Raw genomic sequence first — 21,700 nt, forward strand, 5'->3', positions numbered from 1 at the left:
TATTTGGATGGGGAAAGCGTATAGGGGGGACTGCCGTCCCCCCTACCCCCCCCCTATTGGCGACAGGAAAGTCGCCGCTCCTCGGCGACAAGAAAGTCATCTTTCGTCGCGGACCAGCTTCTCGGTCTCGCGGGCGATGACCAGTTCCTCGTTGGCCAGGATCACCAGAACCTGGGCCGGGGATCCGGGTGCGGAGATGCATCCCTCGCGGCCCCGGGAGTCGTTGGCGCCAGGGTCCAGGCGGATTCCAAGGAACTCCAACCCGCGACAGATCTTGCGGCGGATGGCGATGCCGTTTTCTCCGATGCCGCCGGTGAACACGAGGGCGTCGAGTCCCCCCAGCACCGCCGCGTAGGCGCCGATGTACTTGCGGGTCTCGTGCACCATCACATCCAGGGCCAGCGCGGCTCTCGAGTGTCCCTGTCCTGCCGCTTCCTCCAGGTCCCGGACATCGCCGCTCACCCCGGAGATTCCCTTGAGGCCGCCGTCCTTCACCAGCCGGTCCCGCAGTTGGGCCGGGGTGAGGTTCTCCTTGTCCAGGAGATAGAGAAGCACGAACGGGTCCAGATCGCCGTTTCTGGTGGCGTTGGGCAGACCGGACTGGGGAGAGAAGCCCATGCTGGTCTCCACCGAGACGCCCCCTTTGAGGGCGCAGACGCTGGAGCTGCCCCCGAGGTGACAGGAGACGATGCGCAGCTCGCGATCCGGATTTCCCAGTAGTTCCGGCGCCCGCAGGGAGACATAGCGGTGGGACGCTCCGTGGAAGCCATAGCGGCGAATGGCGTGCGTCCGGGACCATTCGTAAGGGATGCCGTAGGTTCGGGCGGGCTCGGGGATGGTCTTGTGGAACGCGGGCTCGAAGACACCCACAAGCGGTTTCTCAGGCAGTATTTCCTGGAATATCCGAAACGCCTGGATGTAGGGCGGATTGTGAGCCGGCGCCAGAGGCGTGTATTCCTCCATGGCGGCGATGATCGGATCCGTGATGAAGACCGAATCGGCGATCCCCTTGGCATGGACCGGTTTGAATCCCACGGCGTCCAGTTCTTCCAGGCTGTCCAGGACCCCGGTTGCGGGGTCGGTCAACAGCTTGAGAGCGTGGTCGACGGCCGCTCGCTGATCGGGACACTTCAGTTTCCCCTTCAGCTCCGGTTCCCGGCCGCGCCGATAGTTGAAGGGAGAGGACCGGCTGCCCACCCGCTCCATCCTCCCGGCGGCCAGGATCTCTTCATCCTCCATTCGGAAGAGGCGGAACTTGAGGGATGTGGACCCGACGTTGACGACCAGAACCTGCATGGCGGGAGTCCGATCCCGGTCAGCCGGCGGCGTATTGGGCGACCAGCCGACCGATGGCGATGGAACGTATCTTGGTTTCCGGAGTTTCGGCCCGGGAAAGGAGTATCAAGGGGACCTTGGCCCCGACTACGATACCACCCGATTCCCCGCCGGCCATGTAGAGAATGGCCCGGTAGAGAATGTTCGCGGCTTCGATGTCGGGAGCGATGAAGATGTCCGTGTTCTCGACCAGAGGAGTCTCGATCCCCTTGCGGTCGGCCGCAAACCGGCTCATGGGGACGTCCAGGGCGATGGGACCCTCCAGGTAGGCACCCTTCAACTGGCCTCTCCGGTTCATCATGGTCAGAGCCGCCGCGTCCACCGTGGCCGGCATGGCGGGGTTGACGAACTCCAGAGCGCAGAGGAGCGCAACGTTGGGTTCCTCGATGCCCAGGGCGTGGGCCACGTGAATGGCGTTGCGGCAGATCTCCGCTTTTTGGGCCAGTTCGGGGGCCAGGTTGATGGCGGCGTCGGTCATGATCATGAGACGGTCGATCCCGGGCACCTGAAAGACGATGACCTGGCTCAACTGGCGGCCGGTCCGGAGGCCCTTCTCCCGGTTCAGGACCGCGCGAATCAGCACGGAGGTGTTGATCTTCCCCTTCATCAGGAGATCCGCGGCACCCTCCCGAACCAGCCCAATGGCCTGGAGGGCCGCCGCGCTCTCATCCGGTTGGTGGATCAATTGTCCGGAGCCGAGGTGGAGTCCGGCGGCCGACGCCGCGGGCTCGATCTTTTTCCGATCCCCCACCAGCACTGCCTCGGCCAAGCCCATCTCCCGAGCCAACTGGAGCGACTCGATGACGTCCGGGTCGTGGCCCGCGGCCACGGCGATCCGGGCCGGACCCAGTGCGATGGCGGCCTCGACCAGATCATCCAGGTTGCGAAACATCTTTCACTGCTCCTCCGTTTGACTCCGGACCCGGGTGGAATTCCGGCGTTGCTTCAGGATCCCAGGACCTCGCCGGCGATGGAATCGAACTCCTCGTCCGTCAGCAGCGCCTTGTTCCGGATCGAGAACTGCTTGACGCGATCCACGATCTCCTTGGTCTGTTCGGCGTCGGCGCTCAAGCCCCGGGCTTCCAGGACCTCTTCCACGTTGGCCAGGCCGGCGCCCTTGCCCAGGGCGATCTCGACGCCGGGACGGCCGACCACCCGGGGAAGAAAAGGAATGTACTCCAAGGGCTCCACGTTCTTGCAGCGCCGGTGGAACATGGCCACGATGCCCGATTCGATCTTGTACAGGGAATCGCCGACGATGGGCCGGTTGGGCGGCAGTTCAACGTTGGACAGTTTCTGCACCAGCTTGGAGAGTTCGTAGAATTCCTCCGTTCTCACGCCGACATCCACCCCGTAGAGCACCTTCAGGGCCATGACCGTGTCCTCCAGGGGCACGTTTCCGGCCCTTTCCCCAAGGGCCGACACGGTGACGTGGGCCACCGAAGCTCCGTTGGAGAGAGCGGCGATGGTGTTGGCGACGCCGAGGCCGAAATCCTCGTGGCAATGGATCTCGATGGGCTGCTGGAAACGGGCCTTGAGCTTCTTGAGCACCATGGCGATCCCCTCCGGAGAGCAGGCGCCGAAGGAGTCGGCCAGGGTCAGGGCGTCCATGTGCCCTTCGGTGGAGACCCGCTCGATCAGGTCCATGTAGCGGTCCAGGTCCGAACGGGTGCTGTCGATGGTGAAGAAGACGGTGTAGAGTCCTGCCTCCTTGGCGGCCAGGGTGGTGTCGATGGAGGCCTTGACGGCCCAGTCCATGTCCTTGCCGTAGGCGTTGGCGATGATGTGATCGCTGGAGGGGATCTCGGTGATGATCCCGTGGACACCGCACTCCTTGGCCTGCTTGACGTCCGCAGGCATGCAGCGGGCAAAAGAGAAGATCTCCGAATCCAGGCCCAGGGCGACGATGTCCTTGATGGCCGCCTCGTCTTCGTCGGAGACGGCCGGCATGCCGGCCTCGATTCGATGGACGCCGGCTGCCGCCAGCTTCTTGGCGATGGCCACCTTTTCGTCCCGTCGGAACACGATTCCCGTCTGCTGCTCGCCATCGCGGAGGGTCACGTCGTGAATGCGGATCTGGTCGGGAAAGTTGAGGTCCTGACGGGCTTCCTGCGAGAAATTCCAGGGGCTGGCAAACCAGTTGTCCGTTTTCCACTCTTGAGTCATGCGAAGTTCCTCCCGGACGAGACACAGGGAACGAGCCCTGAAACGTTACTGTTCGGTTGCTCGAAGTACGGGACGGCGCCGATTGCGTACGAGTATCCGGGCCGACCTCCGTCTCGAAAGAGCATGTATCATAGCATGGTCCATAGAGGAGGGAAGTCGAGGAGCCGGGGAAAAAGAAGTGTCCCGTTCGACACCAGCAGGTTCCGGCGCGACGCGGGCTCGCCGTTGATCCCGAACCTCCTCCTTCGCCGGAAGTAATATGAGCAGGAAGGGTCCCGACTGGCTCCTGGGAGAGCTTCCCGAACTGGTGTCGCGCGGGATTCTGACCACGGATGCAGCCGATCGGCTGCGCTCCCATTACCACGACGCCGGAAGGCCCGCCGCTCGCCAGCTCGGCCTGACCGTCACCGCGGTTTTCGGTTCCGCCCTGATCGGTCTCGGGGTCATCCTGGTTCTGGCTTACAACTGGGAGGAGCTCTCCAGGCCGCTCCGCGCCGCAATCTCCTTTTCGATTCTGATGGGCGCTCAAGGGGCTGCCGGATGGGTGGTTTTCCGTTCCGTCCCCTCCCGGTCCTGGCGCGAAGGGACGGCCTGCTTCTGGTTTCTGGCCGTGGGGTCCGCCATGGCCCTGATTGCACAGACCTACCATATTCCCGGAGACCCCGGCCGCTTCCTCCTGACCTGGATGCTGCTGACCGTGCCGCTCGTCTATCTGACGGGAGCGGGATCGGCCGCGGCGCTCTATCTGGTTGGGGTAACGGCGCTGGGAGGGGTCGAGGCGGACGCCGGGGAAGGCCCCCTCCTCTACTGGGTCATGCTGGCGCTGGTTGCGCCCTATCTCGGGTCACTGCTGCGGGGGGACCGGCAGAGCGCAGGAACCGTTCTCCTGCTCTGGATCGGCGCCGTCTCCCTCGGTTTCGGATTCGGTTTCACCCTCTCGGAGTCTTGGGAACACCTGCATCTGGCCGCTTACGCGGGGCTGTTCTCCGTCTTGTATCTGGTGGGCCGGATCTGGTTCGGACGGGCTCCCCGCGTTTGGCAGGGGCCCCTGCAATGCGTCGGCGGACTGGGAATCTTCGTGATGGCCTTCCGGTTCTCCTACGGCGACGCTTGGCAACATCTCGGACGGATTGGCCCTGGGGAGTGGAATTGGACGGATGCCGCGCCGGGGATGGTTCTCATCGGAACCTGCCTGTCGCTGTCCGTGATCCTGGGCTGGTTCAGCCTGTTTCAGGGCCGTCCGCAGAGGCTGCTCTGGGGTTCCTTCGGCGCGGTTGCATTGCTTGCCCATGGTCTGATGCTGGCGCTGGAGTCCACGCTGGTCCCGGTGTTTCTGTTGAATCTCTATTTGCTGGCCGCCGGAGTCTCGGTTCTGGTTCGCGGCGTCCGCCGGGCGAGGATCGGGACCGTCAATCTCGGAATGCTCATTCTGGCGGCGCTCATGGGGGCCAGATTCTTCGACACCGATTTGGGACTCATGGTCCGCGGGATCGGCTTCATTCTTCTGGGCGCCGCCTTCCTGTCGGCAAACGCCTTTCTGGTCCGCCGTTTTCGCGGCCTCCGGCGCTCGGAAGACGAGCCGGAACAGACGCCGGGGGCGGGAGCATGATCCGGCTCAGGACGTTGGTGTTCGCCGCGGCGGTCCTCTGTCAGCTCGGCGTTCCCGCCTGGATGATCCTCCAACGCGAGTGGACTCTGCGCGACGGTGTCCGGGTCAAGTTCCGGGTGGAGCCCCTGGACCCCCGGGAAGAGGTTCTGGGGCGCCATGTGCGATTCAAGATTCCCGCTTCGAAGGTGACCCTGGACGAGTCGGCCGCAAAGCCGTCTCTCGTCCGGGCCTACGGCGTCCTGGAGTTGGATCAGGAGGGTTTCGGCCGCTTCACGGCGGTTCGCAATGAACGCCCCGAAGCCGGCGCCTACCTGAGGGTGCAGGTCCGGAGAGAAGGGAAGTCAGGCACCATTCGGCTTCCTTTCGACCGCTACTACCTGCCGGAAGAGGTGGCTTCAAAAGCCGGGGCGGGGCGGAAACAGGCTCTTCGCTCCGGTAAAGTGGACGCCCATGTCACGCTGCGCGTGCATCGGGGCGACGGAGTGATCGAGGGTTTTTACCTCCAGGACACTCCGGTCCTGGACTATTTGAAGGCTCGTGCCGGGCCGAATGGAGAATAAGGAGAGATGCCATGAAGAAACAGAACCGGCGAGGATTCCTGACCGGGTCGGCGGCCCTGACGGGCGGGGCGGCCCTGGCCGCCGGCCGCCCTGCGTCCGCCCTGTCCTATGCCCGGACAGACGGGGCCAACGACCGGATACGCCTGGGAGTGATCGGCTGCGGCGGCCGGGGACGAGGCAATCTCAGGCAGTTTCTCAAGATCGACGGGATCCAATGCGCGGCCATCTGTGACGTGGACCGGGCTCAGATGGACCGCACCCAGTCCGAGATTCTGGATCCGGCCGGCCAGAATGCCGAATTCCGGACTTCGGATTTTCGGCGCCTTCTGGATCGAAAGGACCTGGACGCCGTTCTGGTGGCCACTCCCGATCACTGGCACGCCATTCCCACCGTCATGGCCTGCGAAGCGGGCATGGACGTCTATGTGGAGAAGCCGCTGTCTCTGACCATCCACGAGGGCCGGGTCATGGTGGATGCGGCGCGCGAACATGGCCGGGTCGTCCAGATGGGGACGCAGCAGAGGAGCGCCCCCCACTACACCGACGCGGTCGACTACGTGAAGAGCGGGAAGCTGGGCAAGATCCGCCTGGTCCGGGCCTGGGCCTATCTGGACTGGAAGGGAGAAATGCCGGCGCAGCCGGACGCATCACCACCCCCGGGCGTGGACTACGACATGTGGCTGGGACCGGCTCCCGAACGTCCGTTCAACCTGAACCGCTTTCACTTCTCCTTCCGCTGGTACTGGGACTACTCCGGCGGCCTCATGACCGACTGGGGAGCTCACATGATCGACATCGCCAACTGGGCCATGGACGTGAAGGCGCCCCGGTCGGCCGTCTCGGTGGGGGGCAAGTTCGGCTATCCCCGGGACGCCATGGAAACGCCCGACACCCAGCAGGTCATCTGGGAGTTCGACGACTTCAGCATGGTCTGGGAACACGCGCTGGGCGTGGGACGAGGTCCGGAAGCCCGGGAGCACGGCGTCCAGTTCCACGGCAACGACGGTGTGCTGGTGGTGGACCGCAACGGTTGGGAGGTCCACTCCGAGACGGACAAGATCGACAAGCCGGCGCGGGAGTTCCGGTCTCGGGGCAAGCCCCGCCACAACATCCGGGGCCGGGGCGCCTATCACCTGGGGCATGTCCGGAACTTCGTGGACTGCATGCGCACGAGGGAGCGTCCGCGATCGGACGTGGAGATCGGTCATGACTCGATGATCGCCCGTCATCTGGGCAATATGGCCTTCCGGCTCGGGCGCAGAGTCGAGTGGGATCCGGAACGGGAACGCATCGTGAACGATCCGGAAGCCGAACGCCTGGCCGGCATCAACTACCGGAAGCCCTGGAAGCTGTAGTAAGACACAGGTGCCGCGAGCGAGAGAAGAGGAAGGCGAATGTCGGTGACAAGGTCCGGTGATCAGGATCCCGTCCGGTACCCGGAACTCTCGCCCCAGCTCCGCGATCGTTCCCTGACGGGAATGCTCAAGCTCTTCGGTCCGGGCGCCATCATCGCCTCGGTCACCATCGGAAGCGGCGAAACCGTCTTCGCTTCCCGGGGCGGCGCCGTCTTCGGCTATTCCCTCTTCTGGTGTTTTCTGGTCGGCTCCGCTCTGAAGGGACTCCAGGTCTATACCGGCGCCCGGTTCATCACCCTGACCGGCCGCCATCCCTTGCGGAGTTGGATGGACCTGCCCGGCCCCCGCGGCTGGTTCGTCCTGTTCGTCTCCGTCATGACCATCGTCTGGATGCCCTTCTGGGTGGGCGGGGGACTCCCCAAGATGCTGGGAGAGTTCACCAACTGGGTGGTCGGTTTCCCGGACCCGGAAAACGTGTCCGACTACGTCTTCTTCGGCCGGCTCTGGGGAACCTTCTTCATCCTGGTGGCGCTGACCTTCACCTGGGTTCAGAGCTACGGGTTCCTGGAGCGGGTCCAGACCGTCCTGGTGGGTCTGCTGCTCCTCTGCATGGTCCTGGCGGCCGCCGTGTCGAATCCCGATCTCCTGGCCCTATTGGGGGGCACCCTGGTCCCCACCCGGCCCAGGTACGACGGCTGGGTCCTGGAACGGTTCGCCGAGTTCCGGGGGCGCAATCCCTGGGTGGAGATGGTCACCTACCTGGGAGCGGTGGGAGGCGGGACCCAGGACTATCTGGGATACGTGGGAATGCTGCGGGAGAAGGGCTGGGGACTGCTGGGCATCCGGGGCCGGGGTCCCCTGGACGCCGGCCGGGAGAATCTGAAACGGGGTCTGGCCTGGCTGCGGGCCCCGCGCACCGACGTGACGGTGTCGTTCACCTGCATCTTCATCTTCACCCTCTGTTTCGCCATCCTCGGGGCCACCATCCTCTATCCCCGGCAGGAGATCCCCAGCGGGTTCGACCTTCTGACGCTGCAATTGGGGTACCTGGTCCGGCCGGACCAGTCGCCGCTGGTCCAGACTCTGCTCGCCTGGCTCTACAAGACCGGCATCTTCTTCGCGTTCTTCGGCACCATCTACGGCGCCTACGAACTCTACACCCGGACCACCCGGGAATGCCTGGTGGCGCTCTTCCCCTCGCTGCGGAAGGTCCCCTTGAAGAAATTCCGCCTCTGGACGCTGCTCTGGTGCGCGGGGCCCGGCCTGAGCCTGCTCTGGTTCCTGGAACAGGACCCGGTCTTCATCGTCACGCCGGCGGCCCTGGTGGGTTCCGGTCTCATTTGCGGCCTCTGGTGCTTCGCCATGCTCTGGTCGGACCGATACCATCTCCCGCAAGAGCTGCGGATGAGATGGCCGCTATGGCTGGGCACTCTCGTGGCCGGGATCGGGCTGACGGTGATCCCCCTGATCGGAATCGTGAAGTACGTTCAGAGCTTTCTCTGAGGGTCGTCGACCCCCGCGGCCGTCCGGCTACCGGGGCGGAAGCTGGTAGCCTTCCCGCTTGACGTGGATCCGGTAGAGACTCTTTCCGGCCGTAATGTAGAGGGTCTTGCTCTCGGTCCCGCGTCCGAACCCCACGTTGGTCGGCAGCTCGGTAGGAATGAAGGCCAGCTCCTCCCCTTCGGGGGAATAGACGGCGACTCCGGGGCGGGTCACATCGCGCACGGTCACATAGAGATTGCCGTCCACGTCCACCACCATGCCGTCCGGTCCATCCTGGGGAGAATAGTCCACCAGGACCTCCCGAAAGCTGGCCGTACCGTCGGGAGCCAGATCGTAGGCCAGCAGCGCCATGCGGTTCTTGTTCAACGGCGTTCCCTGCGGCAATCGGGAAAAGTCCATGGCCCCGTCGTCGTTGCTGACCACGTAGAGGGTCTTCTGGTCGGGGGAGACGGCGACGCCGTTGGGCTTGCCCGCGTCGGTGATGATCCGGTGCACCGAGCCGTCGGTGTCGATCCGATACACGGCCATGACCGCCTGGTCGATGGTTTCGTGACCCAGGTAGCGGGGGTCGCTGAAATAGATCCGCCCCTTTTCATCGATGGTGATGTCGTTGGGGGCATTGAACTTCCGGCCTTCGTACATTCCCGCGATGATGTAGCTCTTTCCGGTCTTCATGTCGGTGCGGATGATCCGCCGACCGCCGTAATCGGCGCCTTCGGCGATGATCATGTCGCCCCGGGCATCGAACTTGATGCCGTTGGACATGCCGCTGGGGGAACGGAAGATACCGGTCTCGCCGGTCTTGGGGTCATACTTCCAGATGTGCCCGGCTTCGGGTTCACCCTTCTCGTTCTTACACGTGAACGTGAAAGTGATGTCGCTGAAGTAGATGGTGCCGTCCGGGGCCGCCGCGACCCCTTCGGTGAGAATGCATCCGCCTTCGAAGAGCTTCTCCAGGGTGACGCCGGCGGCGATGATGCTGGGGTCTCCGGAGGGGAACTGGGCCAGGCCCGGCTGGCTCATGACCAGGCAGGCCAGGGACCCGAGGATCAGGTTTCGGATTCTTTGAACCATTGAACTCTCCTTAATTGCTTGGCGCCGTGAAAGACTCTGCCGTCACCGGGCAGGTTAGCACCTGGGAACCGTCCGCAAAAGTCTTTGATTGGGCCGTTCTTGCGGGATTTGCGGGTGCTCGGGCCGATAGATACAATCCGCCGAAAGATCGCGCGGGATGAAGCCGGGAAGGAAATGCAGATGAGAGTGCCTGCCTTGGGAACCAGGATCCTGTTGGCGCTTGCCGCCGCCTCGCTGTTTTCGGGGATGGTTGCGGCGCTGATTTCTTCCGAGCCGGGTTCGCTGACGGAGCTGGCGCCCGGAGTCTATTTTCGGAAGGGAGAACTGGAGCACCAGGGCCATTGCAACAACGGGGTCGTGGTCTTCAACGATTTTGTGGTGGTCATCGACGCCAACTTCCCGAGTGGCGCCGAAGCCTGCCTGGCCGACATCCGCCAGGTCACCGACAAGCCGGTGCGGCTGGTTTTCGACACCCATCATCACGGCGACCACGCTTACGGGAATCCGGTCTGGGTCTCCGCCGGAGCCGTGACGGTCGCACACGAGAACGTGGTCCAGGAGATGGATCGTTTCGAGCCGCTCCGCTGGAAGCAAGAAACCGCCAAACGCAAGGATGTCGCCGCACTGGGGCTCAGGAGCGCCCAGCCCCCCATCGTGACCTATCCCGACCGGTTGGTCATCGACGACGGGACTCAACGCCTGGAGCTGCTCCACTTCGGAACCGCCCACACCCGCGGCGACGGCTTCGCCTACCTCCCCCGCCATCGGATCCTCTTTACCGGGGATGCCGTGGTCAACGGCCCCTACAACTACATGGGGGACGGGGACACGCATTCCTGGATCGGCGTCATCGAGGCGCTGGAGAGGCTTCGGGTCGAGACCGTCGCTCCGGGACACGGCCCCCCCGCGGACCGCTCCCTTCTGGGCAAGCAGAAGGCGTTCATCCGCGCGCTGCACCGCGAGGTGGCGTTGGGGCTGGAGGCCGGGAAGAGCCTCGAGGAGCTGCAAAAATCCATCCGGCTCCCCGATTCCGTCCGCCTCCACGTGGGAAGGTGGTTCGAGTCGCAGGTCGCCAAGGTCTACAGCGAGAAGACGACCCCCTGAACGGCCGCCGCCCCTCACGGGTGTGACTTTCTCCCGGGATCAGAGGCCCAAAACCTTCACCGCCGAGTAGTATCCGCTGACGGCCGCCACGTCGTATTCGCGCCGGTGAGCCAGTGCAATCACGTCGAGCGCGATCCGTACGTCGATTCCCTTCTCCTCTCCCGTCAGAAAAGAGTGTTGCGTGCCTTCGGGTAGTAACCTTCCGGTTCCGGTACCGGAGTGGCCTGCTATACACGACGACACCCTGTCGTCCCATCGCCGCGAGCTTATGAGTCCAGAAGAAGTGCCATCTGCGGTTATCGTCGACGTCGGGAATCCCGGTGTAGAAGCGTGTTTGGGCCAGCTCCCATCCCTGTCCCGTGCACACTTGTCCGGCGAGGGCCGAAACGTCGTAGTTGGGATAGGGTTAGCCGAACGCTTCGCGAGCAGCGTGGAACAGGTTCTGGCCGTCTACGAAGGCGACCGCACGCTTGGCTGGAGGCTCGCCGTTCAAAGGCCAATCCGGGAAAAATAACCCCGCCCGAGGCCTTTCGGCGTGTCGGGCAGGGAACAAGTATCCCGTAGGGTACTACACCATGGGGGACGGCCACCCGTAAGCCTTGGCCAACGGCGGCCCCGCCCGGCACCACGCCCGCCGCGGGCACGCTCGTCACCTCCTGGACCGTCGGTCCGCCTCCACGTGGGGAGTTGGTTCGAGTCGCAGGTCGCCAAGGTCTACAGCGAGAAGACGACCTTCTGAACGGCCGCCGCCCCTCACGGGTGTGACTTTCTCCCGGGATCAGAGGCCCAATACCTTCACCGCCGAGAAGTATCCGCTGACGGCCGCCACGGCGAACAGGAACCCCACCAGGACGTTGTCCCACCAGCGGTTTCGATATTCGGCACCGATATGGACTCGGCGAGCCGTCAAGATCCAGATTCCGGCCACCAGGAAGGGGAGGACCACCACCTGCGCGGCGTTGACCGTCACCGTCAGGCCGACGAAGTCCGAGTGGCCCAGAAACACCCAGATCAGGGGTGAGAGAACGACCCAGTAGGTGGCCAGACGAAGACTGGGATGCCGTTTGTAATCGCCGCCGCAGGCCTCCCGAGCCGAGGGCCGGAGCTGAATATAGGCGTCGGCGATGAGCACGGCGTAGGCGCTGCCGTTTCCCACCATGGAACTGAACAGGGCAGCGAAGACGCCCATGTAGAACAGTAGAGAACCCGCCTCGCCCATGGTTTCGCCCAGGAGCAGCGAGAGGCTCTCCAGGTCCACGACCTGGATGTTTCTGGGATGGAGGACTTCGGCCCCCACGACCCAGATGGAGAGATCCAGGACGATCAGCACGATGATGCCCAATATCAGGTCGTATTTCTGCACCCGCCGGTGGCCGGGTGTGACCCATCCTTTTTCCCGCATGAAGTAGGGGTAGAGGAGATTCCCCAAGCTGCCGGCAATGGCGCCTACCATGGCCACCATGAGGTATATGGCGTCGAAGCGTCCCAGGGTCTCGGGAACCTGTAAACCCAGAACACCCTTGACGATTCCTGTTGCTGACGGCCCGGACCAACCGGCCAGTCCGATCAGCGAAACCGACAAGGCGCCCGCGAGCACGAAAAAGATCACTTCGATTCGCCGGTAGTGGGGCCGGATCACCAGGAGCAGAACGGCCAGGGCCAAACCGGCTCCCCACACCGGAATGCTGCCGATTCCCGTCACCTTGACGCAGATCCCGGCCGTTCCCACCAGCAGAAATACGCCGATGCCGTGGGTGAGCAACAAAGTCCCCGTGAGGACGATGAGCGCGAAGAGGGGGTGCAGACGCCCCAGGCCCGCCAACACCGTCTCGCCTCGCCGGTTGCAAAGCTGGTATTTGGCAATGAGGGAGACGAACAGGTAGCGGAGGATCAGGCAGAGCGCAAAGCCCCACATGAGGGAATAGCCGTAATTCCCCCCGGCCATGGCCGACTCGACGATGTCCCCGGCTCCCAGCCAGGTCAGGACGACCACGATTCCGGGTCCCATGGACCGGACGTATTCAAGAAAGGAGCGGGGAATGGGTGCCGGTTTATAAGACGAGTCGCCTCCTTCTCTCAAGTCTCACCTCGCTCCCTTTTACCCTCGCAGCAGCAGGATCAGTATTCCCGTCACCACCAGCAGGACTCCCAGCAGTTCCCGTCCCGTGACCCGCTCACGAAAGAAAGCGGTGGACACCATGAAGGCGAAGAGCAGCTCCACTTGGCCCAATGCCTTCACGTGGGCGGCGTTTTGAATGGTCATGGCCGTGAACCAGCAGGCGGAGGCCGACATCCCGGCCAGACCGACGGCGCCTGAAATCCTCCAGGACCTGAAGACCAGGGTCAACTGTCCCGGCTCCCTCAGCCGCAGGTAGAGTCCCATGGTCACGGTTTGGAACAAGAGGGCGGCTGCGAGCGTGCACGCGGCCGATGCAACGTAGTCGCCGCCGAGGGAGAGGCTGCCAGCCCGGTAGGAGACGGCGGCAAGACCGAACCCGGCGCCGCTGGCCAAACCGATTCCCGCCGTCCTTCCGAACAGGGAGGCGAGCAATTCCCGGGCTGCCAACTGCCGCCTGGCGATGGCCATCAGCATGACGCCGGCCAGGCTCACGACAATGGCCAGCAGCGCCCATGCGGTAATGGAGTCCGAGAGGATGAGCATCCCGGCGATGGCCGCCTGGATCGTCTCCGTTTTCGAGTAAGCCGTGGCGACGACGAAGTTCCGGAACGAAAAGAGGTGGATCAGGAACGCCGTCCCGGCGATCTGGGCCGTGGAGCCCAGGACCACGAAGAAAAGAAACCGCCGGTTGAACTCCGGGAAGTCATACTCGGCGCCGAAACGGAGGATCGCCAGATAGAGGAGGACGAAGGGCAGGGCATAGAAAAAACGCACGTAAGCCGCTGCCGACGTGCTCAACGATCCCTTGAGGTGTTTCTGCAGCGACGACCTGGCGTTCTGAAGGAATGCCGCCGCGATGGTGATCGGGACCCAGGTTTCCAACAACTGCTCAAATTCTCCCGGTCTGAGCCGTGCCGGCGCGTCGCGCGGTCATTGGATATTGGGGGAAAGTCCGCCGACTCTCAAATCTCCGGGGCCATTTCCATCGTCGCGAAACGTCCCTCCGGCTGGCGAGATCCTGGAGCCGTGCGGTGCCGCAGCCGGCGAATGTATAGTTGGAAAGGGTCGGATACGGAGGAGGACGGATGTCCAGGTTCGAAGGCCGGGTGGCCATCGTCACCGGCGCGGCAGAGGGTCTCGGCTTCGGTATCGCACAACGTCTCGCCAGTGAAGGAGCCCGGATGACCGTCGTCGACGTGAACGCCGATTCCGCCCGGCAGGCGTCGCGCACTCTCGCCCGTCAGGGGGTGCCGTCAGAGGTCGTCGTCGGCGACGTGGGGGACGAGGCGACAGCCCGTGAAGCGGTCCGGACGTCGATCGACCGGTGGGGCCGCATCGACATCTTGGTCAACAATGCGGGAATCGGCAGTCCTGTCGCCAAGACCTGGGAAATGCCGGTGGAGGAGATGGACCGCATCTACCGGACCAACCTCCGCGGCGTGTTCGCCTTTTGTCATCATGTGATTCCGCACATGATGGAGCGGGACTATGGCCGCATCGTCAACGTCTCCTCCGCCTCCGGCAAGGAGGGGGTCGCCGGGGCCGTGCCCTATGCCGCTACCAAGGCCGGCGTCATCAGCCTCACCAAGTCAATCGGCCTGGAACTGGCGAAAACGGGCATACGGGTGAACTGCGTCACTCCCGGCGCGGTCATGACCCGTTTGTTGGAAAGACTGACGAAGGAGCGGATCGCAGGCATGATCAGCCGGATTCCCATGGGGCGCACCGGGACGGTGTCCGAGGTCGCGGCGCTCGTCGCCTGGCTGTCATCGGAAGAGTGTTCCTACAGCACCGGCGCGGTATTCGACGTCAGCGGCGGGCGTACGACCTACTTATCCAAGAGCAGGAAACCCTTGTCGCTGAGAGCATCCCGGACGAATGGAGAGCCGCCTGCCGTGAGCCGGATTCACGAACTCGACGCTCTGCGCGCCGTTGCCATGCTGCTCGTCGTCTTGTTGCACGCGTTGTGTTTCCTGATGCCCTTCTCGGACTTCTGGCCGGGGAAACATGTCTACGCCGAGGACACGGAACCTCATTACAACCCTTACGTCTACCTGTTCAGCGCCCTGGCCGGAATTCTCATGCCGCTGTTTTTCATCCTGAGCGGATATTTCACCGCCATCCAATGGCGGCGCCGGGGGCTGGCGCAGATGGTCAGATCCCGCTTGAGGTACGTCGGACTGCCGCTGCTGCTGGCAATGGTCACCGTCATCCCCCTCACTCATTGGGCATTCACCGAAGGGGAAAACGGCCCGATCACCTGGCCGGAGCACTTCTACCATCTCTGGTTTCTCTGGCACCTGTTGCTGATCGTCGGAGCTTTCGGCATCGCCGCCAGGCTGGGCTTGCGGTTCCGGCATCCCAGCTGGTGGTTGCTCGTCCCTGCGGCCATCGTGCCGCAGTACTTCATGCGCCAGATCGTGGGCGCCGACGTCTCCGGCGGATTCCTGCCCGAGCTTCCGATCATCGGTTACTACCTCGTCTTCTTCCTGGCCGGCGTTCTGCTCCATCAGCGGAGCGTCCCGGTGCGCCGGTGGTGGTCCTCAGGGCTCCCGATGGCGCTGCCGCTGCTGGCGCTGGCGCTGGTGTTTCTCTATCCCGGGAGAATCGGCTTCGTGGATCCGAAAACGGCCTGGGTGCCGGCGGGAGCGGCAGTGTTTCAGGTTGCGTACACCTGGATGGCCTGCTTTGGCCTGATGGGACTGTTCCGGCGGGTTGCGGCCCGGGAGCGATCCTGGGTGCGGTATGTCTCGGACGCCTCCTACTGGATCTACGTCATGCATCTGCCGCTGGTGGTCTGGGGCCAGCGGCTGGCCGCAGAGAAGTCCCTCAATCCACACCTGGCGTTCGTGTCGATCTGCGTCGCCGTAACGGGTCTGCTGCTGGCGGTCTACGCGTGGGCAGTTCGATACACCTGGGTCGGGACCCTCCTGAACGGCAAGCGAGTCCGCGTTCGCCCCGTGCTTTCAGACGGGTGACCTCTTCAGAAAGAGGGTGATGGCCACGGCGCCCGCCATGACTGCGGCGCTGACCGTAAACACGTCTCCAACCGCTGCCGACAACGCGGAATTCAGGTCGCTGAGAAGAGTGTCCGCCAGCGCCGCAGTGTCGGCACCGGCGCCGGATAATCCGGATCTCAGTTCGTCGATGGCGGACGGATCGATCAGCGCCCGCGGGTTGTCCGTTATGGCGTCAAGCCGTCCGGGAGGGAGAGCGGCCCTTGTGGTGGCCGAAACCGTCTCTTCCACCCGCAGCGAGAACCTGTGCCTCAACAAGGCGCCCAGCAGGGCGAGACCCGTCGTCCCGCCGATCAGCCTGAAGAAATGTAGCGCCGACGTGGCGGTTCCCATGACCCGGGCCGAAACCGAATTCTGCACCGCCACCGCAAAGGTGGCCAGCGTTCCTCCCACGCCGAGCCCCATGATCACGATGTATCCCACTGCGGCGCCGAAGCTGGTGCTCCCGGTCATGGCAGAGATGAGAATCATGCCGACGGCCATGCAGCCTGTGGTGGCCAGCCCCTGCCTCCGGTATTGACCGCCGGATCGGGAAAGCCGCCTGCCGGCCAGAATGGAGCCGACGACGATTCCCAGCAACATGGGGGTCAAAAAGCCGCCGCTTCCCGTCGCGGAAGCGCCCAGGACAGCCTGGAAGAACAGCGGCAGAAAAATGATGCTCCCGTACAGCCCGAACCCGGTCACGAATGCGACGAGCGCCGAGATGGATACCATCCGGTTTCTGTAGATTTCCAGGGGCATGATGGGGGAATCGGACCTGGATTCCACGACCACGAACAACCCGGCCATCGCCAACCCGAAGCCCAGGAGGCCCATGACCTGCGGTGACGCCCAATCGTACTGGTTTCCTGCCCACGACAACGCCAGCATCACGGGCACTACGGAAAGCACCAGAGCCATCATCCCCGGATAGTCCAGCTTGCGATCTCCGGCCACGGGCCTGATGTTGGGGAAGGTGCGCATAACCAGCAGGAGCACTGGAACCCCGGCAGGAAGATTGACCAGGAAGACCCAGTTCCAGGAGAGCTGATCCGTGATGAAGCCCCCCAGCCCCGGCCCGATGACCGAGGCCATGCCAAACACGAGGGCGATCAGTCCCTGAAACCTGCCCCGTTGCCGGGGCGGAAAAAGATCCGGGATGGAACGGAGGCTCATGGTCATGAGGATTCCGCCGCCGATACCCTGAAAGGCCCGGGCAGCGATGAGCTGATCCATCGACTGGCTGAATCCGGCCGCTACGGAGCCGACGATGAATACGACGAGTCCCAGGACGAGAAATCCCTTGCGCGCGTAAATGTCGGTGAGTCTCCCGGCGATGGGGATGGCCACCGTGGACGCGATGAGATAGGCGGCCGCCACCCACGTGTAGCGGTCGAATCCACCCAGATCGGCGACGATGCGCGGCATGGCCGTGGCCACGACGGTCTGGCTCACCATGGCCAGAAATACCGCGGACATCACCCCCAGCATCGTCAGCACGATCTGTCTTCTGGGAAGCTGTACGAAATCCCGCTCAGCCGACTGATCGGTGCTGTTCCGCCTTTTTTTGCGGATACGTGGTTCATGTTTTTTCACTGGCTTTCCGTCCGATGGCCTTACGGCCTGATGCCGGCGCTACATCTTCTCGGCGACGATGCCGATCATGGGCGCGGCAAACAGGAACGTGCCCGGATCCCGTTCCCGATCCCGCCACTCGGCTTCAAACGCAAGACGTTCCGATTCCGTCAATAGGCCGTTTTCAACCAACTGTGGAATGAAGTTGGAGAAGAACTGAGTCGGCCACTTCCAGAAACTTGTCCCGGGCCGGATGAACCGCACGAGAGGGACCAGGTCGACCAGACGGCAGCCCGAAGCCGCGATCAGTCCCGGCAGCCGGTCGCCGATGTTGAGATCACCGCCGTTGCTCGCAAAGCTCTCGTAGACCGCCGCGTGGACGCGTTGGAATGCCGGGCTCCGTGGCAGGAGCGTCATCCCGTCGAAGTTCAGGAAGTCCCAGGCCACGAAGCGGCCACCGGGCCGCAGACCGTTTGCGACCCGGCCGATGACCGCGGCCGGATCGGGCAGGAAGCAGAAAAGCCAGCGCACGAAGGCGCCGTCCAGCGAGGCCGGTTCCAGCCGCACCATCTCGGCCCGCTCCACCCGCGCGGTGATTTGCTTGAACCCGAGCCGTTTCGCTTCGCGGGTCAGCCTGCCGATGAAACGCCCCGACTCGTCGACGGCGAGCACCCGGCCTCCTGCGCCGACCCGCTCCGCCAACTCGAGGGTGGCGAATCCCGGTCCGCAGCCGAGATCGAGCAGCCGTGCATCGGGCCCGAATCCCGCCCGGTCCCAGAGGCCGCGCGCCTCCCCCGCCCACAATCGGTGTTGAGTTTGCAGGCGGCTTTCCTCCGCCGCATGGGTGCCGAGCAGATACGGTTCGTTCGACTCAAGGTGCTTTCCCATTTTCTCCTTCACTCCGCTTCCACTGAATATTCGGCGGCTACCCCACCAATTTCAATACCACGTTCACGGGAACTTAAGCGTTCGGATCCAAGTTTTTCATTGCGACGTGATCCAGGTTTGCACTCGATGTTCCCGCGTCATCGGCCGCATTTCACGAGAGAACCAGACGGCCGAAGCGCAGAACATGCAGTTCGGATACAACTGCGATTTCATCGGTTTCTACTAAGACCGAGTAGCTCAGAGGATCTCGAAATGACTTGGGATTTGGCAGGGTGAGGGCGTTGTGCTCTGGTTCGTGACCCGTTAGCGGCGCCTTGGAACAGGCAGCCCCGCGGATCGTCCTGCGGCGCCGAGTGCAATGTCCAGAGTCGCCAGCGGAATCAGTACTTCCATCACTCTTCGATCATCTGGACGTACCGAGAGGCCAGCGAGAGTGTGGGTCTCCTGAAACGCCTTCAGAGTCTCGATGGCAGCCCGGATTTTTCCGGCATCCCGCGGGATGTACGGAATCAACTCGGCGACCGGCCGATACCGCCGCCTGGGGAGACACGTCCCTGATTTGATCCTCGCCTGCCGCATTGCGAGCGGCACTGTCCGTTTCTCCTGCGATGATGCAGAGTATTTTTCTTGTGGGTAAAACTATCTGCAAAAATATTTATCAATAGGGAAATGTTTCTGTAATATATGCAAATCGTGGAGCATCGATACCTGCGCGACCAAATCCAGGCGGATCTCCCCCGGAAGATGGTATTCGTCGCCGGCCCAAGGCAGGTGGGGAAGACGACATTGGGCCTTTCCCTGCCGGGCGCCCGGCAAGGCTACATGAATTGGGATGTCCCCAGGCACCGGGAATGGATCCTTCGTCGGGAGTTACCATTCGGATCGCTCTGGTTCTTCGACGAGATCCACAAGTACCGGAGCTGGCGGAACTACCTCAAGGGGCTGTATGACGACCGGCCGGACAATCAAAGAATTCTGGTCACGGGCAGCGCTCGATTGGAGCTGTATCGCTATTCCGGAGACTCGCTGCAGGGTCGATACCACCTGCTTCGTCTGCACCCCTTGTCAGTAGCCGAACTGGGGATCGAGTCCGCGGATGACTTCGAACAGTTGCTCATGCTGGGCGGATTTCCAGAACCGTTCTTTTCGGGTTCGGAAGTGCAGGCGCGGCGCTGGTCGCGCGAATATCGGAATCTGCTGGTTCGCGAAGAGATCAGGGAACTGGAACGGATCCAGGATCTGGGAAACCTCGAGCTGCTTGTCATGAGCCTGCCGGAACGGGTCGGTTCACTGCTGTCACTCAACGCGCTTCGCGAAGATCTGCAGGTGAGCCACAAGGCGGTCCGCAATTGGGTGGCCGCGCTGGAACGGCTCTACGCCCTGTTTCGGATCTCCCCGTTCGGCAGCCCCAAGATCAGGGCGATCAAGAAGGCGCAGAAGCACTACCATTTCGATTGGTCGCTGGTTCCCCAACCCGGTCCGCGGCTCGAGAACCTGGTCGCCGGGCATCTGTTGAAGTGGGTCCACTATCGCCAGGACGCCGAGGGGCTTGACCTCGACCTCCAGTTTTTCCGCGATACCGATGGGCGCGAGGTGGACTTCATTGTCACCGACCGCAGGCGGCCTGTACTGGCGGTCGAATGCAAGATTTCCCAGTCGAGGCCGGACCGAAATCTTCGTTACTGGAAAAAACGGTTTCCGGAATGCGAGACGTGGCTGGTGACGGCCCAAGCGGGACGGGAATTCGTAACGGCGGATGGAATTCGCGTTTGCCACGCACTCCGGTTTCTCAGTCGACTCATCTGATGGGGTCGATGGGTGTAGAACCTTGTACCGTGCAGAACAAAGGCGCAATCCGCGGGGCCGCCGGGTCTTTTCGACCGTCTCCGCTCAACTCCGCACGAATTGGGACTGTCTTGGCGCCTGGTAACGGATCGACAGGTGGGGTGTCTCAAGGGTCTTACCGCCTTGGGCGAGTGACCGTACCCCAGCCTCGACCAACCCGGTGGTCAGCAGCGTCCGTTCCGGCGGATAGGGGGCTTCGCCGGTCAGGACCATCTCCTCCACCTTGGACATCTGGGCCGCGAAATGAACCACGTTGGGCACCGGCGACAGGTAGAACAGCGTGGAGAGAGGCTCGGAGCGGTCCTTCAGGCGCGCGGCGAAGGTGAAGTCTTCCACCAGGCCGTTCAGCAGCAGCATCGTCCCTTTCAATCCATCGTTGTGTTGGTACCGGTACACGACCGGTTCTTTCACCCATTGCCGGATCTGCTCCGGGGTGGGGTACCGGTGGTTCATGTTTTCCGGCTGAGTCAGCTTGTGGCTGCGGCAGAGGCACGCTCGGAACAGTTCCGGGTCCCAGCCGCCGCGGCCGAAGGAACCTTTATCCATGGCATCCCAGGCGGGATCGCCCCGTAGCGCCTGGAGCCACGCGACTCCGGTCTCCCCTCCCCGGCGGCGCTCCGCCATGCACTGAATCGTCTCCAGGGCGTGGATGTCGTAGCTGTCCACCCCGCCCGAGGACACGCACATCACTTCGTCGACCTCGGCGCCATAGGGCATGTCGATGTCCGGCATTCTCCAGGTGACGGGCAAAGATGAGCCGGCCAGAAACGGAAATCCCATGGTTCGGGCCGTGTCGACCATCTCCTTGGCCCAATCCCATCTCCAGGAAAGATGTTTGTCATTGAAGACGGGCACCGTGCGCCCATCCTGCTTGAAGACCTCGACCACCTCCTTGAAGAACTCGTAGCGGGGGTAGAGCTTCTGGCCCAGTTCGTTGACCGGGTATCGACCGTGTTCGCCGATGATAAGGACCACGTCGACGGCCAATTTGTCCCCGCCGCAGCGAAGCGTCTCGGCGATTGTGGGATAAATTGGAAAACCGAACTCCCGTGCGCGGTCGCGGCTCAGGTCGTTCTCGGGCGTCTGGTCCACGTAGGCCGATACGAGCCTGATGGGGGACTGGTGCCAACGCCCCTCCACGGGATAACCCGCAAGAAACCGTTGACCCGTGTGCCAGGCGTGAGAATAGCGCCGCCACTCGGTGGCTACCACTGCCAGGCGCTTCGGTTTTGCATGGCCTTGTCCAAGGAGAGGAACGGCCGCCAAGCTGCCCCCGAGGGCGCCGATAAACGTGCGTCGGTGGATCATAACGAATCTCCCTCAGTTCAATCCTGATTCGTTCCTCGAGCGGCACAACTCAAGGGCCGACCGAACGCCGGTCTGTCAGAAGATTCTGGAGGCGAGGAGGATGCCGACCACTCCGGCGCCTTGTACCCACAGGGCCCGGAACAGTTCGCCCCTGAGTTTGCCCATTTCGCCGCGCAATTCCGCTGCCGTCGCCGCGATTTCGGAACGCAATGCGGCTGTATTGGCCTCCATTTCGGAGCGCAACGCTGCCGTATTGGCCTCCA

The 21,700-nt window shown here is 63.3% G+C and carries 18 protein-coding genes; 7 read left to right on the top strand and 11 right to left on the bottom strand.

What is annotated here, in order from left to right:
• Window positions 1-96 precede the first annotated feature (96 nt).
• The 3 genes from OXT71_07450 to OXT71_07460 are packed head-to-tail and all read right to left on the bottom strand — an operon-like array spanning window position 97 to window position 3,501.
• Window positions 97-1,296: an acetate kinase gene (locus OXT71_07450; protein ID MDE2926214.1), complete on the bottom strand. Its 1,200-nt coding sequence runs from the start codon at window positions 1,294-1,296 to the stop codon at window positions 97-99.
• A gap of 19 nt (window positions 1,297-1,315) precedes the next feature.
• The gene (locus OXT71_07455) at window positions 1,316-2,227 is read right to left on the bottom strand and encodes a bifunctional enoyl-CoA hydratase/phosphate acetyltransferase (GenBank protein MDE2926215.1); all 912 of its coding nucleotides are present in this window, start codon (window positions 2,225-2,227) and stop codon (window positions 1,316-1,318) included.
• A 53-nt stretch (window positions 2,228-2,280) separates the two neighbouring features.
• The gene (locus OXT71_07460) at window positions 2,281-3,501 is read right to left on the bottom strand and encodes a pyruvate carboxyltransferase (protein MDE2926216.1); all 1,221 of its coding nucleotides are present in this window, start codon (window positions 3,499-3,501) and stop codon (window positions 2,281-2,283) included.
• A gap of 259 nt (window positions 3,502-3,760) precedes the next feature.
• Here OXT71_07460 and OXT71_07465 point away from each other — a divergent pair, with 259 nt between their 5' ends.
• Genes OXT71_07465 through OXT71_07480 form a run of 4 tightly spaced genes read left to right on the top strand, consistent with a single transcriptional unit; the run spans window position 3,761 to window position 8,528 of the window.
• Window positions 3,761-5,110, top strand: a complete 1,350-nt coding sequence (locus OXT71_07465; GenBank protein MDE2926217.1) for a DUF2157 domain-containing protein — start codon at window positions 3,761-3,763, stop codon at window positions 5,108-5,110.
• Entirely contained in the window at window positions 5,107-5,670 is a 564-nt protein-coding gene (locus tag OXT71_07470) for a GDYXXLXY domain-containing protein (protein MDE2926218.1), read from the top strand. The genes OXT71_07465 and OXT71_07470 overlap by 4 nt, the downstream gene beginning before the upstream one ends.
• An 11-nt stretch (window positions 5,671-5,681) precedes the next feature.
• Window positions 5,682-7,025: a Gfo/Idh/MocA family oxidoreductase gene (locus OXT71_07475; protein ID MDE2926219.1), complete on the top strand. Its 1,344-nt coding sequence runs from the start codon at window positions 5,682-5,684 to the stop codon at window positions 7,023-7,025.
• A 39-nt stretch (window positions 7,026-7,064) separates the two neighbouring features.
• On the top strand, window positions 7,065-8,528 hold the full coding sequence (locus OXT71_07480) for an Nramp family divalent metal transporter (protein MDE2926220.1): 1,464 nt from the start codon (window positions 7,065-7,067) through the stop codon (window positions 8,526-8,528).
• A 27-nt stretch (window positions 8,529-8,555) separates the two neighbouring features.
• On the opposite strand, the gene OXT71_07485 is transcribed toward OXT71_07480, so the two are convergent.
• Complete coding sequence (locus tag OXT71_07485; protein MDE2926221.1) at window positions 8,556-9,602, bottom strand: SMP-30/gluconolactonase/LRE family protein; 1,047 nt, start codon at window positions 9,600-9,602, stop codon at window positions 8,556-8,558.
• Window positions 9,603-9,782: 180 nt separating this feature from the next.
• Here OXT71_07485 and OXT71_07490 point away from each other — a divergent pair, with 180 nt between their 5' ends.
• A complete protein-coding gene (locus tag OXT71_07490) occupies window positions 9,783-10,706 on the top strand; it encodes an MBL fold metallo-hydrolase (GenBank protein MDE2926222.1) in 924 nt (307 codons plus the stop codon).
• 39 nt (window positions 10,707-10,745) lie between these two features.
• On the opposite strand, the gene OXT71_07495 is transcribed toward OXT71_07490, so the two are convergent.
• From OXT71_07495 to OXT71_07505, 3 genes are all read right to left on the bottom strand, one after another.
• The gene (locus OXT71_07495) at window positions 10,746-10,949 is read right to left on the bottom strand and encodes a hypothetical protein (protein ID MDE2926223.1); all 204 of its coding nucleotides are present in this window, start codon (window positions 10,947-10,949) and stop codon (window positions 10,746-10,748) included.
• Window positions 10,950-11,484: 535 nt separating this feature from the next.
• Window positions 11,485-12,714: an Nramp family divalent metal transporter gene (locus tag OXT71_07500; protein ID MDE2926224.1), complete on the bottom strand. Its 1,230-nt coding sequence runs from the start codon at window positions 12,712-12,714 to the stop codon at window positions 11,485-11,487.
• A gap of 90 nt (window positions 12,715-12,804) precedes the next feature.
• A complete protein-coding gene (locus OXT71_07505) occupies window positions 12,805-13,707 on the bottom strand; it encodes a DMT family transporter (GenBank protein ID MDE2926225.1) in 903 nt (300 codons plus the stop codon).
• Window positions 13,708-13,910: 203 nt separating this feature from the next.
• Here OXT71_07505 and OXT71_07510 point away from each other — a divergent pair, with 203 nt between their 5' ends.
• Complete coding sequence (locus OXT71_07510) at window positions 13,911-15,803, top strand: glucose 1-dehydrogenase (GenBank protein ID MDE2926226.1); 1,893 nt, start codon at window positions 13,911-13,913, stop codon at window positions 15,801-15,803.
• Here OXT71_07510 and OXT71_07515 read toward each other — a convergent pair.
• A complete protein-coding gene (locus OXT71_07515) occupies window positions 15,792-17,417 on the bottom strand; it encodes an MDR family MFS transporter (GenBank protein MDE2926227.1) in 1,626 nt (541 codons plus the stop codon). The genes OXT71_07510 and OXT71_07515 overlap by 12 nt on opposite strands.
• A gap of 39 nt (window positions 17,418-17,456) precedes the next feature.
• The gene (locus tag OXT71_07520) at window positions 17,457-18,284 is read right to left on the bottom strand and encodes a methyltransferase domain-containing protein (protein ID MDE2926228.1); all 828 of its coding nucleotides are present in this window, start codon (window positions 18,282-18,284) and stop codon (window positions 17,457-17,459) included.
• A gap of 684 nt (window positions 18,285-18,968) precedes the next feature.
• Here OXT71_07520 and OXT71_07525 point away from each other — a divergent pair.
• A complete protein-coding gene (locus tag OXT71_07525; protein ID MDE2926229.1) occupies window positions 18,969-20,090 on the top strand; it encodes an ATP-binding protein in 1,122 nt (373 codons plus the stop codon).
• An 84-nt stretch (window positions 20,091-20,174) separates the two neighbouring features.
• On the opposite strand, the gene OXT71_07530 is transcribed toward OXT71_07525, so the two are convergent.
• Together OXT71_07530 and OXT71_07535 are read right to left on the bottom strand one after the other, a co-directional pair.
• A complete protein-coding gene (locus OXT71_07530; protein ID MDE2926230.1) occupies window positions 20,175-21,437 on the bottom strand; it encodes a hypothetical protein in 1,263 nt (420 codons plus the stop codon).
• 75 nt (window positions 21,438-21,512) lie between these two features.
• Window positions 21,513-21,700: hypothetical protein (locus tag OXT71_07535; GenBank protein ID MDE2926231.1), on the bottom strand; the 188-nt coding region annotated here is incomplete at its 5' end.

The organism is Acidobacteriota bacterium, from assembly GCA_028874215.1.
Lineage (GTDB): Bacteria > Acidobacteriota > UBA6911 > RPQK01 > JAJDTT01 > JAJDTT01.